The sequence below is a fragment of the Janibacter sp. LM genome (assembly GCF_039631275.1).
Taxonomy (GTDB): domain Bacteria; phylum Actinomycetota; class Actinomycetes; order Actinomycetales; family Dermatophilaceae; genus Janibacter; species Janibacter terrae.
In genome coordinates this window covers 26,902-41,334 of record NZ_JBDIVG010000011.1, presented here as the reverse complement: position 1 = coordinate 41,334, position 14,433 = coordinate 26,902, and the positions used below count along the sequence as shown (strand labels likewise).

The following is a 14,433-nucleotide window of genomic DNA, read 5'->3' as shown; positions in this document are numbered from 1 at the left end:
CGCCGCCCTTCGTCGTCCCCGGACCCCGCATTCCCCTAGGGCAATGCGCACCTGAACCTGCATTCCCCTAGGGCAATGCAGAGGTGCGTGGGCGCGTGGCGGGTGGAGCCGCCCGCTCGCCGCAGCCAGCCTCGTCAGCGCCGTCGTCTCCGGGGCCGCGCTCGTGTGGCTGCTCCTCACCGAGCAGCTGCTGACGGACCTGCCGCGAGAGCTCGAAGCGACCTTCGGCTGGGACGCGGGCTGGAGCCTCTCGATCCCGGCGGTGGCGGTCGGCATCGTCGTCATCACCGGCTGGGAGGCGTTCACGGCGGTGCGCCGCATGCGCGACACCGGCCGCGTCGAGCCGGTCGGCGCCCGCACCGACGGTCAGTAGGCGTCGGGGTCGTACGGGGGGAGCTCTCCGGTGTCGGCGTCGTGCTCACGGTGCTCGAGGTCGCGGCTGCGGTAGATGGAGCTGTCGAGGCGGGGCGGGGGCCCGTAGACCGCCGGGTCGGGCACCGGACCGCCCCCGACGTACACGCCGTCGACGATCCCCAGGCGCGTCGCGTAGTCCGCCGAGGTCTCCCAGGCCGGCTCGTCGTCGCGGGGGGCGCCCCCTTCGTCATCGTCGTCGATCGGACCCATGCCGAAGACCACCGAGCAGATCGCCCGGTAGTTGTCGTCCGGGTCGGGCACGAAGCGGATGCTCGAGAGGGCCTGGTCCTGCCCGGCGCTCTCGAGGACGAAGGTGCCGTATCCGAGGATGCGGCCGAGCAGCGGGCGCTCGTAGCCCATGTCGGTGACCTTCTTGAGCGGCATCATCGAGACCTTGTGGTTGATCCAGCCCTCGAAGAGCACGATCCGCTTGTCGGTCGCGACGACCCGCGTGTGGCGCCACTCGATCCACTGCCACGCGGCCCAGGCCACCACGCCGAACCACAGCAGCCACACGTAGCCGAGGATGCCGGCGTCGGCGTCGCTCACCGAGATGTCGAGCCAGAGACAGAGCGCGAGCGAGGCGAGCACGGCCACGGCGGGCTTGAGCAGGACGATGCGGTGGTGCCGGATCTCGGCCACCGGGGTCTCGCCGGGGAGGAGGTACTTGCGCAGCCCTCGGTGGGCGACCTCCGCGGCCATCGTTACCTCGCGATGAGGGAGTCGAAGAAGCGCCCGATGTTGCGCACGCCGTTGGCGATCACGTCCCAGGCGGAGCCGACGATGTTGGCCGCGTCGCTCGGCGAGGTGAGGATCGCGTAGAGGAGGAAGATCGTGAGCAGCCACAGGACGATCTTCTTGATCGGCGGCGTGTTCATCTCGCGTGCTCCTCCGTCATCTGCGGGCTGGGGTCGGCCCGAGGCGGGCGTGGGACGGGCTCAAGTGTTGCAGATGTGACGGGTGTGGCGTCCGACATTCCTCCCGGCGCGCCGGAGCCGGCGGACGAAGGGGGATCAGACGACCCCGTAGAGCCGGTCGCCGGCGTCCCCGAGCCCCGGGATGATGTAGCCGTCCTCGTTGAGCCGCTCGTCGACGGCCGCGGTGACGAGCGTGACCGGCACGTCGAGGCTCGCGAGCTGGCCCTCGAGCGCCGCGATGCCCTCGGGGGCGGCCAGCAGGGTGACGGCGGTGATGTCGTCGGCGCCGCGCTCGACGAGGTACTGGATCGACATCGCGAGCGTGCCGCCGGTGGCGAGCATCGGGTCGAGCACGTAGCACTGGCGGCCGGACAGGTCGTCGGGGAGCCGGTTGGCGTAGGTGACCGCCTCCAGCGTCTCCTCGTTGCGCAGCATGCCGAGGAACCCGACCTCGGCCGTCGGCAGCAGGCGCACCATGCCCTCGAGCATCCCGAGGCCGGCGCGCAGGATCGGCACGACGAGCGGCTTGGGCGTCGAGAGCCTGATCCCGGTGGTCGGGGCGACGGGCGTGACGATGTCGAAGGGCTCGACCCGCACCTCGCGCGTGGCCTCGTAGGCCAGGAGGGTGACGAGCTCGTCCGCGAGACGACGGAAGGTCGGGCTGTCGGTGTCCTTGTGCCTCAGGTAGGTCAGCTTGTGGGCGATGAGCGGGTGGTCCGCGACGATGACGCGCATGCCCGTGAAACTACCGTGCGGGAGACTGGGCCCGTGAGTCACGACCCCGCCCGTCCCCAGCGCCCCGCCGAGGAGACGTGGATGGCGCGCGCCCTCGAGCTCGCCGCGCAGGCGGCGGCGGACGGCGACGTCCCCGTGGGCGCGGTCGTCGTCGACGCGGACGGCGTCGTCATCGGGGAGGGGAGGAACACCCGGGAGCGCGACGGCGACCCCACCGGGCACGCGGAGGTCCTCGCGATGCGCGCCGCGGCCGAGGCGAAGGGGGAGTGGCGCCTCACGGGGTGCACGCTCGTCGTGACGCTCGAGCCCTGCCCGATGTGTGCCGGCGCGATCGTGCTCACCCGGCTCCCGCGCGTGGTCCTCGGCGCCTGGGACCCCAAGATGGGCGCGTGCGGGTCGGTGTGGGACATCGTCCGTGACCGTCGCTCGGTCCACCGCGCCGAGGTCGTCGGCGGGGTGCGCGAAGGGGAGGCCGCGCAGCTGCTCGTCGACTTCTTCGAGCGGCGTCGGGAGGACGTTGGCCTGGACGTGGGCTGATGTTCACATCGCTCTGGCACACATGACGAGACCAGATCGTCCTTCCCCGAGGAGCCCCCGTGCGTCCTGTCCGCCTGCTCGCCGCGCCCGCCGTCGTCGCGCTCGTCGCCGCCGCCCCCTTCGCCTCCGCGTCCACCGCGGCGCCCGCCGAGACCGGCTACTCGTTCGCCGTCATCGGTGACGTGCCCTACGGCGCCGACCAGGTCGCCGCCTTCCCGTCGTGGATCGAGCAGATCGACGCCGACCGGCAGGTGCACTTCACCGTGCACGTCGGGGACATCAAGAACGGCTCGAGCCGGTGCGACGATGCCTACCTCGAGGGGATCCGCGACCGCTTCGAGTCCTTCGACCGCCCGCTCGTCTACAGCCCGGGCGACAACGAGTGGACCGACTGCCACCGCGTGAACAACGGCGCCTACGACCCGCTCGAGCGCCTCGGCCTGATCCGCGAGCTCTTCTACCCCGAGGCGGGCCGCACCCTCGGCGAGCAGGAGATGAGGGTGCAGGACGACGCGGCAGCAGGTTTCCCGGAGAACGTCACCTGGCGCAGGGCCGGGGTCTCCATGGCTGCCGTGCACGTGGTCGGGAGCAACAACGGCCTCGAGCCGTGGACCGGCATCGGCAAGACCGAGCCCACCCCGGAGCAGGTCGCGGAGGAGGAGGCCCGCATGGACTCCAGCATCGCGACGATGCGTGCCAGCTTCGACTCCGCGAAGAGGCACCGTGACGGAGCGGTGACGGTCTTCCTCCAGGCCGACATGTTCGACCCCTCGTACCAGCCGACGTGGCACGTGGACGCCTTCACCCCCTTCGTCAGGGCGCTCGCCGAGGAGTCCCGCGACTTCGACGGCAATGTCTACCTCGTCAACGGGGACAGCCACGCATACAACGACGACCGTCCGCTGGCGACCGGGTCCTCGTGGCTCGACGTCTACGGGGTCGACGCACCGGCGGACAACCTCAGGCGCGTCACGGTCGACGGGTCGAACAACAACACCGACTGGCTCAAGACGACGGTGCGCCGCCACGCCGGCGAGACGACGCTGTCGTGGCAGCAGGTGCCCTACGGCTCGTGAGGGTCGGGCCCCGGATTTCGGGCCGTGGGCACGTGCGCTGTATTGTGCTCCGCGGTGGCGTGTCCGAGCGGCCTAAGGAGAACGCCTCGAAAGCGTTTGTCGGTTGACGCCGACCGTGGGTTCAAATCCCACCGCCACCGCTCTAGGCCGAGGCCCTGGAACCCTGACGTGTCAGCGGTTCCGGGGCCTCTGTCATGTCTGCCGTCCCCCGTGCTGGACCCCCATGTCGAACACCAGCCGCGCCGGCACCTGACCGGCCAGCACCTCCTCGAAGTAGTCGTTGACGTCCTCGAGCCGACGGCGCTGGGTCACCACCCGGGTCAGCCCACGGGCGTGGAGGTCGAAGCACGTCGCCAGGTCGTTGCGTGTCCCGACCAGCGATCCGATGACCGAGATCCCCTTGAGCACCGTCTCGAACACCGGCAGCTCGAGCCGGTTGTCAGCCGGCAGCCCCACGATCACGAGTCGGCCCCGGGGGTTGAGTGCGGCGTGGGCGGCGTGCATCGCCGCGGGGGAGGGCACGGTCACCAAGGCGATGTCGACGCCGCCGAGGGCCGCCAGCTCCGACTCCTGGTCACCGCGCGCGTCGACCACGTGGTCGGCGCCGAGCTCTTGGGCGAGCTGCAGCTTGTCGTCATGCACGTCGACCGCGACGGTGCGCGTGCCGAAGATCCGCGCGTACTGCAGGCCGAGGTGGCCCAGGCCGCCGACGCCGACGACCATCGTGGTCTCGCCGGGCTGTGGGTGTGCGACCTTGAGCGCCTTGTACGTCGTCACGCCGGCGCAGGTCAGCGGAGCGGCGTCGATGGGCGCGACCCCGTCCGGCACGGGCACGACGTGGCTCGCCCAGGCGACGGCGTACTCCGCGTAGCTGCCGTCCATGGTGTAGCCCATGTACGACGGGCTGGTGCAGTAGGTCTCCCAGCCGTCGACGCAGTAGCGGCAGTGACCGCACGCGTGGCCCAGCCAGGGCAGCGCGACCCGCTGCCCGACCGGGACCGGCAGGTCTCCCTCGCCGACGGCCTCGACGATCCCGACACCCTCGTGCCCGGGGACGAGGAGCTCCTTGGGCTTGACCGGCCACTCACCGCGCGCGGCGTGGATGTCGGTGTGGCAGAGCCCGCAGGTCTCGATGCGCACGAGCACCTGACCGGGACCGGCCGTCGGGATCGGGACATCGCGGATCTCCAGCGGTGCGCCGAGCGTGGGGACGACAGCAGCCTTCATGGTTTCCTCCTGATGGTTGGACGGGGGTATCCGGTCGGGGACGTCGAGGTGGTCATCGCTGGCGACTTCCGTTCGTGATGGGTCGAGCCGCGCAGCCACAGGACCAGGGGCACGAGGGTCGCTGCAGCGAGGACGACGAAGACCACGACGCCGCCCTGGGTCGCCACGGCGGAGGTCGGATCGGCTCGGTGCCCGAACCACTGGTCGGCCGCCACGCCGATCGCCTCGATCAGCCAGAAGACCAGCCCGGCCCCGGCGAGGAAGAGGCCGGAAGGTCGGCGCTGCCAGAGCAGCACGGCCACGATCGCCAGCGCGGGCAGCCAGACCGCGAGGTCCTGGACGTAGATGGGGTTGGTGGTCAGGCCGGTCCCGTCCAGGAAGCCCGGCGGGTCCTGCCCCAGGTCGGGCACGATGAACCGCAACCAGGCCAGCGCGTTGAGCGCGACCACCGTCAGGATGAACGCGGCGATTCCGCGCGCGGGCAACCGGCTGTCCGGCAGCAGGACCGGGCGGGGGTCGAGCAGCGCGCTGACCAGGGACCACAGCGACAGCCCGAGCAGGGCGACGTAGGCCAGGAACAGCTCGTTGAACGGGGTGGCGTAGACCAGCAGGGTGGCGTTGTAGGTGAGGTAGGCGAGCGACCCGATGAGGACCGCCCGTCCCCGGACCGAGCCCCGGGTCGAGGTCACCATGCCGAGCGCGAGCACGGGGAGCGCCAGCGCGAACATGGTGAGCGCGGTGCCGCGCGCCGATCCGTTCATCACCGCCGTCCCGTTGAGGACCCCGTCCACGAAGAACGTCGGGACGGCCGCGATCACCACCAGCGCGGCCACGGCGGCGCAGAGTCGCTGTGTCCGGCGGCTCACCTCCTCGGTGGACCGTCGGACGTCGTCGGCCGGCGTCATCGCCACGATCCCTCCTCCTCGCCGAGGTCGGCCGAAGGGGGGAGCGCCGGTGTCCACGCCACGACGAGCACGCCCGTCACGAGGTAGACCACCTGCAGGACGTGGAACCCTCGGATCGAGGCGACCTCTCCGACGATCCAGATCACCATGATGGTCCCGGCGAGGATGCTGGCGAGGTGCCAACCGTCGCTGCGCTTGGCCAGGGCGACGGCCGCGACCAGCGAGCTGCCTCCGACGACGGCCAGCAGGATCACGCCCGGGAAGTAGTTGCTGGGGAAGTCGGTGTCCCGGAGCCAGGACGTCTGCTCGGGGATCCAGTCGGTCATCAGCGCGAGCCCCCCGCCCGCGGCCGTGAGGCCGTTGAACAGCAGCAACCCGAGGAGGATCTTGCTCTTGCGGTTCATCGCGCCTCTGCCGCCGGAGTGGGTGGGGGCGATGGCGTCCCCAACCGGTCGGTGATCACGCTATGCAGCGTCGCGGCCTCGGGGGCAGGGCCGAAGGTCCTCGGCACCGCAGGCGGGTGCAGTCGGGGCTTTCGCCCCTGGTCGGTCGTGGCTCCGGGGCGTGTACTGGACGAACGAGCCAGTGCGCGATCGACCAGGAGGTGACGGCGATGCACGCCATCGAGGTGCAAGGTCTGCACAAGCACTACGGGGAGACCCACGCGGTCGACGGGCTGTCGTTCTGCGTCGAACCGGGGGAGGTCTTCGCCCTGGTGGGACCCAACGGTGCGGGCAAGACCACGACCGTGGAGATCCTGGAGGGCCACCGTCGTCGCACCTCCGGCCGGGTCGAGGTGCTGGGCTTCGACCCCGAGACCGGCGGTCGCGACTACCGGGAGCGGATCGGCATCGTGCTGCAGGACGCAGGGGTCGATGAGGACTTCACGCCACGCGAGCTCGTGAGGCTGTACTCCGGCATGTATCCGCGTCAGCTGCCGGTCGACGGGGTGATCGACCTGGTCGGTCTCACCGACAAGGCGGACGCGAAGGTCAAGAACCTCTCGGGGGGTCAGCGGCGGAGGCTGGACCTGGCGCTCGGGCTGGTCGGAGATCCGGAGCTGTTGTTCCTCGACGAGCCGACCACGGGGTTCGACCCCTCAGCGCGCCGTCGGGCCTGGGAGCTGGTGGAGAACCTGCGGGGGCTGGGCAAGACCGTGCTGCTCACCACGCACTACATGGACGAGGCCGAGCACCTGGCCGACCGGGTCGGGGTCGTGGTCGCCGGACGGCTGATCGCTCTCGGTGCCCCCGCGGAGATCGGCGGTGAGGCTCGAGCGCGCTCGACGATCACGTTCCGGCTGCCTGCCGGGGTGGCGGAGTCCGAGCTGCCCGACGTGGGTGCGCCGTTGCGGCCCCAGGGCGGGGACTGGCAGCTGCGCAGCGCCCAGCCCACGCAGGTGCTGGAGAGACTGCTCAGCTGGTCGCGCTCGCGCGGTGTCACCCTCGCGGGGCTGACCGTCGAGCGACCCTCCCTCGAGGATGTCTACCTCGAGCTGATCGAGGACGCCGGCGCCATGGCTGTCCCGCCGCACCCGGTGGGGGTCCCGTGATGTCCGTCCTGACCGCGGGTCGACCCTCGGTGGCTCGGCTGCTGCTGGACCAGCTGGACTACGCGATACGGGATCTGTGGCGCACGCGGATCGCGTTCATCTTCACGTTCCTGTTCCCACTCATCTTCCTGGTCGTCATCGGCGCCATGGTCGGCAACACCAGGGTCAGCGCCGACTCGACCGTGCGGGTCATGCAGTTCGTGACCCCCTCGGCTGCGGTGATGGGTGCCCTGTACGGCGCCTACCCCACGGTGGCCGCGTCCCTGGCCGATGCCCGCGAAAGAGCGGTGCTCAAGCGCGTGCACGGCACGCCGCTGCCCGGCTGGGTGTACCTGGCGGGGCGGATCGGCGCCGCGGTGCTCTTCGCGCTCGGCTCGCTGACGTTGATGCTGGTCGTCGGTGTCATCGCCTACGACGTGCAGGTCCAGTGGCACACGATGCCGGCCACCGTGGTGACGGTGCTGGTCGCCGTGACCTGCTTCGCCTCCGCCGGAGTCGCGGTCGCCGGACTGGCCCGCTCCGCTGCGGTCGCCCAGGCAGCATCCATCGCGACCGCAGTGGTCCTGTCCTGGGTCTCCGGGGTGATGGGGTACGGCGACATGCCGAGCTGGGCGGACCGGATCGCGCAGGTCTTTCCCCTCAAGCCCTTCAACGACGCCCTCGCCGACCAGTTCGACCCGTTCACCACCGGCAACGGCTGGGACCTCGGCGCACTGGCCGTCATGGCGGCCTGGACCGCCGGTGCCGTCGCTGTCGCCGCGCTGACCTTCCACTGGAGCCCCGTGCCCGCGAGGCGAGCGCGGAGACGCCGGATCGAGGCGGCGCACGCCGGGCCGGAGCCGGCCCCGGTCCCCGGGCCCGGCGCCGGGCCCGGCGCCGGACCCGCGCTGGAGGCGCTCGCGGTGGGACGGCCCAGCCGTCTCGCGCTGCTGGGCGACCAGGCGCGGTGGGCCACCCAGTCGGCGCTGCACGACACCTCGTGGGTGTTCTTCGCCATCGCCTTCCCACTCGCGCAGTACCTGTTCACCGCCGCGATCCTGGGCGACGCGACGACGGGTACCCAGTCCTCGCCGCCGTACGGGCTGCAGTCCGCCACCGGGATGATCGCCTGGGGGGCGATCGTGACCGCGACCGTGATGGTGCCCGACGCCATCGTCCGGGCTCGCGACGAGGGGATCCTCAAGCGCTTGCGAGGGACCCCGCTGGAGCTCGGGATCTACTTCGTGGGTCGGTTCGCCTCCGCGTTCCTGCTGGTGCTCGCCACCGCGGGCCTGATCCTCCTGGCCGGGACGCTGTTGTTCGACCTGGAGGTCGCCTGGCGTGGGGTGCCGTTGGCCGCCGCCCTCCTGGTCCTGGGTACCGCGGCGCTGGCCGCGTGCGGTGTGCTGCTGGTCTCGGTGCTGTCGAGCGGCAAGGCGGTCACGGCCGTCGGGCTCGCTCTGACGATCCCGCTGGCGTTCTTCTCCGACGTGTTCGTCATCGGGGCGGTGCCCGAGTGGATGAGCACCGTGGGGGCGTTCTTCCCGCTCAAGCACCTGGCCAACTCGATGTCAGGTGCCCTCGACCCCGCGGGCCCGGCGATCAGCTGGGTGGGGATCGCGGTGATGGCCGCGTGGCTGACGGGCGGCGGGCTGCTCGGGGCGCGGCTCTTCCGCTGGAGCGCCCGCAGCTGAGGCCGGGAGCAGGTCAGTCGGTGACCCCACCGCGCAGGTGGGTGTCGAAGAACCCGATGATCCTGCGCCGGGCGTCCTCGGTGGCGGCCGGGTCGTACTTCGTGCCCGAGATGCGGGCCAGGAACCGCAGCACCAGGGTGGCGTCGGCCGGGTCGTGGTCGTTCATGAAGCCGTGCCCGACGCCGGGGTAGATCTTCACGTCGTGAGGCACCTGGTGCTGATCGAGCAGCCGGTCCAGGCGCTTGCCGGCCTCCCTGCCCAGGGGCGAGCCGTCGGCACCGCCGAAGCTGCCGACGATGGGGCACGCCTGCGCAAGCCAGTCCTCGGCGTCGGAGGGGCATCCGCCGTAGTTCACGCTGGCGGCCGAGTACCCGCTGTCGGGGGCCAGTGCCAGCGCGTACCCGCCACCCATGCAGAAGCCGATCACCCCGATCCGTCCACTGCAGCCGGCGTGCTCACCGAGCCAGGTCCGGGCGGCCTCGATGTCATCGAAGCTGCGTCCCGCCCGCTTGCCGAGGTCGCGCATGATCGTGCGGAGACAGCCCAGTCGACTGCTCCAGTAGTACAGGTCCGGCGCCACCGCCAGGAACCCTTGTCCGGCGAGCCAGTCCGCCTGGGCGCGGAGGTCATGGCTCATCCCGGTGATGTCATGGATCACCACCACACCCGGCCACGGGGGCGGTGTCGTCGGCACGGCGCAGTAGGCCGGCATCTCTCCTCGCCCCGTCGAGATACGCACCTCTGCCTGCTAAGCGGCCATCACATCAGTATGGAGTCGGACGGCGTCACGCACCAGACCCGCACCGCCGGGTGCCCGGGAGCCGCTGCAGGTCCTGCGGGCGTCTGGTTGTCTGGACCCATGCGTCGCCCCACCCGCGCCCTCGTCGCCGTCGCCGCCGCCTCGTTCGTGACCACCCTGGCGGCCTGCGAGAGTAACAGCTTCAGCTCGTCCTGCTCGGGGCAGGAGTGCAGCGTCGCGATCGAGGGGGACGCGTGGAACGACTTCCCGCTGCCCTACAGCAAGGACGGCACGAGCCGGGACAAGACGACGATCACCCTCGTCTCGGCGGCCCCTGGTGGCGAGGCGGTCATCGAGACCAACGGCGTCGAGAACCGCTGCACACAGGGCGCCAGCTTCGTCGTCGCCGACACGACGATCACGTGCGACGTCGTCGGCGACCGCAAGGTCGAGCTGAGCTCGGTCCGCCGCTGACCCTCAGCAGGTCTCGATCCGCGACTCGCTCGCGAGCCGCGTGAAGTCCGGCCCGAGGACGACGTCGACGGTCGTGCGCGCCCGGCTGTCCGCGAGCTTCTCGAAGCGGCCGACGTGCAGGGCGACGAGTCTGGCGCCCTTCGCCCCGGCGGAGCCGTAGCGCAGCTGGCCCCGGCCGGTGACCTTGCGCTTCTTCGGGTCGTTGGCGACGGTCTTGACGGTGAAGCCGCGGGCCTTGAGGTCCGACGCGACGCGGGCGGCGAGGCCGTCGCGGTTGGTCGCGTTGTAGACGTTGACCTCGACCTGCTTGGGCGAGGTGGTGCACGTGACCGACCGCGTGACCGGCGCTGCCTGCTGCCTGCTCACGGTGTCGGCGCGGATGTAGGACAGCGCGTACCAGGCGGCGTAGAAGATCAGGAGCAGCACGAGCAGGATCGTCACGACGGCACGTCGGCGACGGCCACGCGCCTCGTTGCTCATGCCGTAGTCCTCCGGTGCCATGACGCCTCAGTCGGCCAGCTCGAGCACGCGGGCGTGCAGGGTCGAGCGCTGCTGCAGCGCCGCGCGCAGGGCGCGGTGGAGCCCGTCCTCGAGGTAGTGCCGTCCGCGCCAGAGCACGACGTGGGGGAAGAGGTCACCGTAGAAGGTCGAGTCGTCCGCCAGCAGGTCGTGCAGGTTGAGCGAGCTCTTGGTCGTCGTCAGCTGCTCGAGACGCAGGGCACGTGGAGGGACGTCGGCCCAGTCGCGGGGGCTGCGGAGCCCGTGGTCGGGGTAGGGGCGGGAGTCGCCCACGGACTGGAAGATCACCCCGACACGATAAGAGGGGGGCTCTGCGCGGACCGCACTAGTGTCGGGGTCGTGACCGACTCTTCACACCTGGACTCCATCCGCGCCGGCTACACGTTCGCGGCGCCGGCGATCGACCTCGGTGCAGCGGTCGTGGACGGCCGACCGCACGCCGACACCCCGGTCCGCGTCCCGCTCGCCAGCCTGACCAAGCACGGTCTCGTCGCGGGAGCGACCGGTACGGGCAAGACCAAGAGCCTGCAGCTCATGGCCGAGCAGCTCTCCGCCGCGGGTGTGCCCGTGTTCCTCGCGGACATCAAGGGTGACCTCTCGGGCATCGCGACCCCCGGCGAAGGGGGTGAGAAGCTCACCTCGCGCACGGCCTCCATCGGCCAGGACTGGCAGGCCACCGGTTTCCCGACCGAGTTCCTCTCGCTCGGCGGCCAGGGCATCGGGGTGCCGATCCGCACGACGATGACCAGCTTCGGCCCGACGCTGCTGAGCAAGGTCCTGGGGCTCAACGCCACGCAGGAGTCGAGCCTGGGCCTGGTCTTCCACTACGCCGACAAGCGGGGGTTGGCGCTGCTGGACCTCAAGGACCTGCGCGCCGTCATCCAGCACCTCGTCTCCGACGACGGCAAGGCCGAGCTCAAGGCGCTCGGTGGCCTGTCGAGCGCGACCGCCGGTGTCATCCTGCGCGAGCTCATCGCCTTCGAGGACCAGGGCGCCGACGTCTTCTTCGGGGAGCCGGAGTTCGACACCGCCGACCTGCTGCGCGTCACCGACGACGGGCGGGGGATCGTCAGCTGTCTCGAGCTGCCGGCCGTGCAGGCGCGGCCCGAGCTCTTCTCGACCTTCCTCATGTGGCTGCTCGCGGACCTCTTCCACGACCTCCCCGAGGTCGGCGACGTCGAGGTGCCGAAGCTCGTCTTCTTCTTCGACGAGGCGCACCTGCTCTTCGACGAGGCGAGCAAGGACTTCCAGGACGCGATCGAGCAGACCGTGCGGCTCATCCGGTCCAAGGGTGTCGGGGTCTTCTTCGTGACCCAGAGCCCGAAGGACGTGCCGAGGGATGTCCTCGCGCAGCTCGGCAACCGCGTGCAGCACCAGCTGCGCGCCTTCACCCCCGAGGACTCCAAGGCGATCCGGGCGGCGGTCTCGACCTACCCGCACACGGAGTACGACCTGGAGGAGCTGCTCACCCAGCTCGGCACCGGCGAGGCGGTCGTCACCGTGCTCTCCGAGAAGGGCACCCCGACGCCCGTCGCGCACACGATGATGAGGGCGCCGCAGTCGCTCATGTCCCCCTCGACCCAGGAGCTCCTCGAGCAGACCGTCGCCGCCTCGCCGCTCGCGCCCAGGTACTCCGAGGCGCTCGACCGCGAGTCCGCCTACGAGCAGCTCTCGGCCCGGCTCGCGGCCGCTCCGACCCGCGAGGAGGCGCCGGTCGGGACGGAGGGGGGAGCGGAGCCCCCTTCGTCCCCACCGAAGGCCGACGAGGACGAGCCCGGCATGGTGGAGCAGGTGGTCGCCAGCTCGGCCTTCCGGTCCGCGCTGCGCTCGGCCGGCACCGTGATCGGCCGCGAGATCACCCGCTCGCTCTTCGGCACCTCGCGTCGTCGACGGCGCTGACGCTCGCCCGACTCACCCCAGCAGCAGGGCGATGACGAGGATCACCGGGACCGACCCCATGGTCGTCAGCAGGATGGTGTCGCGCGACATCACCTGACCGCGGCCGTAGCGGGTGGCGTGGACGAAGATGTTCTGCGCGGTCGGCAGCGCCGAGGTGACGACGACCGCGAAGAGCGCCGTGCCGTCGAGCCCGAGCACCCAGTGCGCGACGACCCACGCGACGAAGGGCTGCACGAGCAGCTTGAGCGCGCTCGCGACGAAGACCTCGCTGCCGGTCCCACCGTCGCCGAAGCCCGGCCCGAGGCGCAGCGCGATGCCGTACGCGATGAGCATCGCGGGCACCGCCATGTCACCGACGAGACCCAGCGGGTCGGCGACGAAGGGCGGCAGCGTCCAGCCGCCGAGGGAGAGCACGAGGCCGATGAGGGCACCCACGGTCAGCGGGTTGGAGATGATCCCGCGCACCGTGCTCAGCAGGCCCGCAGGTGAGTCCCTGGTGTGGCGGTCGAGGATGCTCAGCGCGATCGGCTGCAGGACGAGGAGCTGCAGCAGGAGCGTGGGGGCGACGAGTGCCGCGTCGCCGAGGACGTACGCGGCGATCGGGATGCCGAGGTTGCCGGCGTTGACGTACGCCGAGCTCAGGGCACCGATGACGGCCTCGGGTGCCCGGTGGTGCCAGACCCACCTCGCGCCGGCGAGGTAGAGGCCCGCGGTGACGACGACCGCCGTCGCGGTCGCGACGAGGTTGCCGGAGAACGCGTCGACGACGTGCGCCTCACCGATCGTCGTGACCATGAGGGCGGGCGTGGCGACGAAGAAGGCCAGCCGGGAGAGCAGGACCTGCGCGGAGACGTCGACGACGCCGCGGTGCGCGAGCAGGGCCCCGAGGCCGATGACGGCCGCGATCGTGGAGAAGCCGAGCAGCACGCCGCCCATGCGTCAGCCGACCGGCGGGCCGACGGCCAGGGCGACCGTGGTGAGCACGGCGACGGCCACGACGAGCCCGAGCGCGAAGAGCGCCGGGCGGCGCAGCGCGCCGGACACGGCCTGCTCGACCGGGGTGCGGGCGACCCCCTTCGTCCGCAGCCGCCACGTGCCGGCGAGGAGGCCGGCCCGGTCGAGCCGGCGCTCGGCCCACAGCGTGAGGAGCGGCGGCACCGCGGAGGCCAGCGCGAGGAGCCCCTGTCGGGCGGGCCACCGCTGGTCCACCCACACGAGGATCGTCACCAGCACGTAGGCGATGAAGACGACGCCGTGCAGCATCCCGCCGATCCGCACCCCGAGCTCGGTGGTCTCGGTGACGTACTTGAGGAACATCCCGACGAGCAGCAGGGACCACGTCACCGCCTCCGCGGTCGCGACGGTCATGAAGAGGCGGCGAGGGGAGGGGAAGGGCATGGGCCCCATGGTCGCCGACGGGTGACGAAGGGGTGAAATCCGCCCGATTTCGAGGTAGCGAGGTGCTCGGGTAATCTCTCCCGCGGAGGATTCGCATAGTGGCCTAGTGCGCGCGCTTGGAAAGCGCGTTGAGTGAAAGCTCTCAGGGGTTCGAATCCCCTATCCTCCGCCAGAGCGAGGCCCCGGTCGTCACGACCGGGGCTTCTCTGCTCCCCTCGGGCCCCGCTTTGGCCCCTGGCTGCGAGGCCACGTAGACTCGGCGATCGGCACCCCGCGTGGTGGTACCTCACCGAACTCCCCCAGGGCAGGAATGCAGCAAGGGTAGGCGAGCTCTTCCAGGTACGCGGGGTGTCCTCGTCTGTCCCCGC

The 14,433-nt window shown here is 71.1% G+C and carries 18 protein-coding genes, 2 tRNA genes and 1 other RNA gene; 10 read left to right on the top strand and 11 right to left on the bottom strand.

Going from position 1 to position 14,433, the window contains the following annotated elements:
• Nucleotides 1-163: 163 nt before the first annotated feature.
• A complete protein-coding gene (locus ABC138_RS07240) occupies nucleotides 164-373 on the top strand; it encodes a hypothetical protein (RefSeq protein WP_068424288.1) in 210 nt (69 codons plus the stop codon).
• Here the strand turns inward: ABC138_RS07240 and ABC138_RS07235 are convergent.
• The 3 genes from ABC138_RS07235 to upp all read right to left on the bottom strand — a co-directional run bounded on the left by ABC138_RS07235 (nucleotide 367) and on the right by upp (nucleotide 2,066).
• Entirely contained in the window at nucleotides 367-1,116 is a 750-nt protein-coding gene (locus ABC138_RS07235; protein WP_068329550.1) for a PH domain-containing protein, read from the bottom strand. The two genes, ABC138_RS07240 and ABC138_RS07235, sit on opposite strands and share 7 nt — an antisense overlap.
• Before the next feature lie 2 nt (nucleotides 1,117-1,118).
• A complete protein-coding gene (locus tag ABC138_RS07230) occupies nucleotides 1,119-1,292 on the bottom strand; it encodes a hypothetical protein (protein WP_169702081.1) in 174 nt (57 codons plus the stop codon).
• A 135-nt stretch (nucleotides 1,293-1,427) separates the two neighbouring features.
• Entirely contained in the window at nucleotides 1,428-2,066 is a 639-nt protein-coding gene (gene upp / locus ABC138_RS07225; RefSeq protein ID WP_068329555.1) for a uracil phosphoribosyltransferase, read from the bottom strand.
• A gap of 81 nt (nucleotides 2,067-2,147) precedes the next feature.
• Between upp and ABC138_RS07220 the strand changes: the two genes are divergently transcribed.
• The 3 genes from ABC138_RS07220 to ABC138_RS07210 all read left to right on the top strand — a co-directional run bounded on the left by ABC138_RS07220 (nucleotide 2,148) and on the right by ABC138_RS07210 (nucleotide 3,819).
• Nucleotides 2,148-2,603 carry a nucleoside deaminase gene (locus tag ABC138_RS07220; RefSeq protein ID WP_345913259.1) on the top strand — a complete coding sequence of 152 codons (456 nt, stop codon included), beginning with the start codon at nucleotides 2,148-2,150 and terminating at the stop codon, nucleotides 2,601-2,603.
• Nucleotides 2,604-2,662: 59 nt separating this feature from the next.
• The gene (locus ABC138_RS07215; RefSeq protein ID WP_345913128.1) at nucleotides 2,663-3,679 is read left to right on the top strand and encodes a hypothetical protein; all 1,017 of its coding nucleotides are present in this window, start codon (nucleotides 2,663-2,665) and stop codon (nucleotides 3,677-3,679) included.
• 53 nt (nucleotides 3,680-3,732) lie between these two features.
• Nucleotides 3,733-3,819: transfer RNA gene (locus tag ABC138_RS07210), tRNA-Ser, on the top strand.
• Between the two features lie 52 nt (nucleotides 3,820-3,871).
• On the opposite strand, the gene ABC138_RS07205 is transcribed toward ABC138_RS07210, so the two are convergent.
• The 3 genes from ABC138_RS07205 to ABC138_RS07195 are packed head-to-tail and all read right to left on the bottom strand — an operon-like array spanning nucleotide 3,872 to nucleotide 6,215.
• Nucleotides 3,872-4,906, bottom strand: coding sequence for a zinc-dependent alcohol dehydrogenase (locus ABC138_RS07205; protein WP_345913127.1), 1,035 nt, complete (start codon nucleotides 4,904-4,906; stop codon nucleotides 3,872-3,874).
• Nucleotides 4,903-5,817, bottom strand: a complete 915-nt coding sequence (locus ABC138_RS07200; RefSeq protein WP_345913126.1) for a hypothetical protein — start codon at nucleotides 5,815-5,817, stop codon at nucleotides 4,903-4,905. Before ABC138_RS07200 ends, ABC138_RS07205 begins: the two co-directional genes overlap by 4 nt.
• Complete coding sequence (locus tag ABC138_RS07195) at nucleotides 5,808-6,215, bottom strand: hypothetical protein (RefSeq protein WP_345913125.1); 408 nt, start codon at nucleotides 6,213-6,215, stop codon at nucleotides 5,808-5,810. The genes ABC138_RS07200 and ABC138_RS07195 overlap by 10 nt, the downstream gene beginning before the upstream one ends.
• Before the next feature lie 209 nt (nucleotides 6,216-6,424).
• Here ABC138_RS07195 and ABC138_RS07190 point away from each other — a divergent pair, with 209 nt between their 5' ends.
• Nucleotides 6,425-7,363, top strand: a complete 939-nt coding sequence (locus tag ABC138_RS07190) for an ABC transporter ATP-binding protein (RefSeq protein WP_345913124.1) — start codon at nucleotides 6,425-6,427, stop codon at nucleotides 7,361-7,363.
• Nucleotides 7,363-9,036 (top strand): ABC transporter permease, encoded by a 1,674-nt coding sequence (locus tag ABC138_RS07185; RefSeq protein ID WP_345913123.1) that lies wholly within the window; start codon nucleotides 7,363-7,365, stop codon nucleotides 9,034-9,036. Before ABC138_RS07190 ends, ABC138_RS07185 begins: the two co-directional genes overlap by 1 nt.
• A 13-nt stretch (nucleotides 9,037-9,049) precedes the next feature.
• Here the strand turns inward: ABC138_RS07185 and ABC138_RS07180 are convergent, their stop codons facing one another.
• Nucleotides 9,050-9,748 carry a dienelactone hydrolase family protein gene (locus tag ABC138_RS07180; RefSeq protein ID WP_068424294.1) on the bottom strand — a complete coding sequence of 233 codons (699 nt, stop codon included), beginning with the start codon at nucleotides 9,746-9,748 and terminating at the stop codon, nucleotides 9,050-9,052.
• 147 nt (nucleotides 9,749-9,895) lie between these two features.
• Here ABC138_RS07180 and ABC138_RS07175 point away from each other — a divergent pair, with 147 nt between their 5' ends.
• Complete coding sequence (locus ABC138_RS07175; protein WP_068424296.1) at nucleotides 9,896-10,249, top strand: hypothetical protein; 354 nt, start codon at nucleotides 9,896-9,898, stop codon at nucleotides 10,247-10,249.
• 3 nt (nucleotides 10,250-10,252) lie between these two features.
• On the opposite strand, the gene ABC138_RS07170 is transcribed toward ABC138_RS07175, so the two are convergent.
• Nucleotides 10,253-10,750: a LytR C-terminal domain-containing protein gene (locus tag ABC138_RS07170; RefSeq protein ID WP_068424298.1), complete on the bottom strand. Its 498-nt coding sequence runs from the start codon at nucleotides 10,748-10,750 to the stop codon at nucleotides 10,253-10,255.
• Between the two features lie 6 nt (nucleotides 10,751-10,756).
• Nucleotides 10,757-11,056, bottom strand: coding sequence for a hypothetical protein (locus tag ABC138_RS07165; RefSeq protein WP_068329592.1), 300 nt, complete (start codon nucleotides 11,054-11,056; stop codon nucleotides 10,757-10,759).
• Nucleotides 11,057-11,107: 51 nt separating this feature from the next.
• Here ABC138_RS07165 and ABC138_RS07160 point away from each other — a divergent pair, with 51 nt between their 5' ends.
• Nucleotides 11,108-12,667 carry a helicase HerA-like domain-containing protein gene (locus ABC138_RS07160; RefSeq protein WP_345913122.1) on the top strand — a complete coding sequence of 520 codons (1,560 nt, stop codon included), beginning with the start codon at nucleotides 11,108-11,110 and terminating at the stop codon, nucleotides 12,665-12,667.
• 12 nt (nucleotides 12,668-12,679) lie between these two features.
• Here the strand turns inward: ABC138_RS07160 and ABC138_RS07155 are convergent, their stop codons facing one another.
• The gene (locus tag ABC138_RS07155; RefSeq protein ID WP_345913121.1) at nucleotides 12,680-13,603 is read right to left on the bottom strand and encodes an AEC family transporter; all 924 of its coding nucleotides are present in this window, start codon (nucleotides 13,601-13,603) and stop codon (nucleotides 12,680-12,682) included.
• 3 nt (nucleotides 13,604-13,606) lie between these two features.
• Complete coding sequence (locus ABC138_RS07150) at nucleotides 13,607-14,065, bottom strand: DUF3817 domain-containing protein (protein ID WP_338537535.1); 459 nt, start codon at nucleotides 14,063-14,065, stop codon at nucleotides 13,607-13,609.
• A gap of 84 nt (nucleotides 14,066-14,149) precedes the next feature.
• Here ABC138_RS07150 and ABC138_RS07145 point away from each other — a divergent pair.
• Nucleotides 14,150-14,237: transfer RNA gene (locus tag ABC138_RS07145), tRNA-Ser, on the top strand.
• Nucleotides 14,238-14,327: 90 nt separating this feature from the next.
• Nucleotides 14,328-14,424: signal recognition particle sRNA small type (gene ffs, locus ABC138_RS07140), an RNA gene on the top strand.
• The last annotated feature ends 9 nt before the right edge of the window (nucleotides 14,425-14,433 follow it).

Coding starts and splice junctions, on each gene's coding strand:
- ABC138_RS07185 (WP_345913123.1), top strand. CDS start 7,363: ATGTCCGTCCTGACCGCGGGTCGACCCTCGGTGGCTCGGCTGCTGCTG.
- ABC138_RS07155 (WP_345913121.1), bottom strand. CDS start 13,603: ATGGGCGGCGTGCTGCTCGGCTTCTCCACGATCGCGGCCGTCATCGGC.
- ABC138_RS07175 (WP_068424296.1), top strand. CDS start 9,896: ATGCGTCGCCCCACCCGCGCCCTCGTCGCCGTCGCCGCCGCCTCGTTC.
- ABC138_RS07205 (WP_345913127.1), bottom strand. CDS start 4,906: ATGAAGGCTGCTGTCGTCCCCACGCTCGGCGCACCGCTGGAGATCCGC.
- ABC138_RS07150 (WP_338537535.1), bottom strand. CDS start 14,065: ATGCCCTTCCCCTCCCCTCGCCGCCTCTTCATGACCGTCGCGACCGCG.
- ABC138_RS07190 (WP_345913124.1), top strand. CDS start 6,425: ATGCACGCCATCGAGGTGCAAGGTCTGCACAAGCACTACGGGGAGACC.
- ABC138_RS07180 (WP_068424294.1), bottom strand. CDS start 9,748: ATGCCGGCCTACTGCGCCGTGCCGACGACACCGCCCCCGTGGCCGGGT.
- ABC138_RS07170 (WP_068424298.1), bottom strand. CDS start 10,750: ATGGCACCGGAGGACTACGGCATGAGCAACGAGGCGCGTGGCCGTCGC.
- ABC138_RS07235 (WP_068329550.1), bottom strand. CDS start 1,116: ATGGCCGCGGAGGTCGCCCACCGAGGGCTGCGCAAGTACCTCCTCCCC.
- upp (WP_068329555.1), bottom strand. CDS start 2,066: ATGCGCGTCATCGTCGCGGACCACCCGCTCATCGCCCACAAGCTGACC.
- ABC138_RS07220 (WP_345913259.1), top strand. CDS start 2,148: ATGGCGCGCGCCCTCGAGCTCGCCGCGCAGGCGGCGGCGGACGGCGAC.
- ABC138_RS07195 (WP_345913125.1), bottom strand. CDS start 6,215: ATGAACCGCAAGAGCAAGATCCTCCTCGGGTTGCTGCTGTTCAACGGC.
- ABC138_RS07230 (WP_169702081.1), bottom strand. CDS start 1,292: ATGAACACGCCGCCGATCAAGAAGATCGTCCTGTGGCTGCTCACGATC.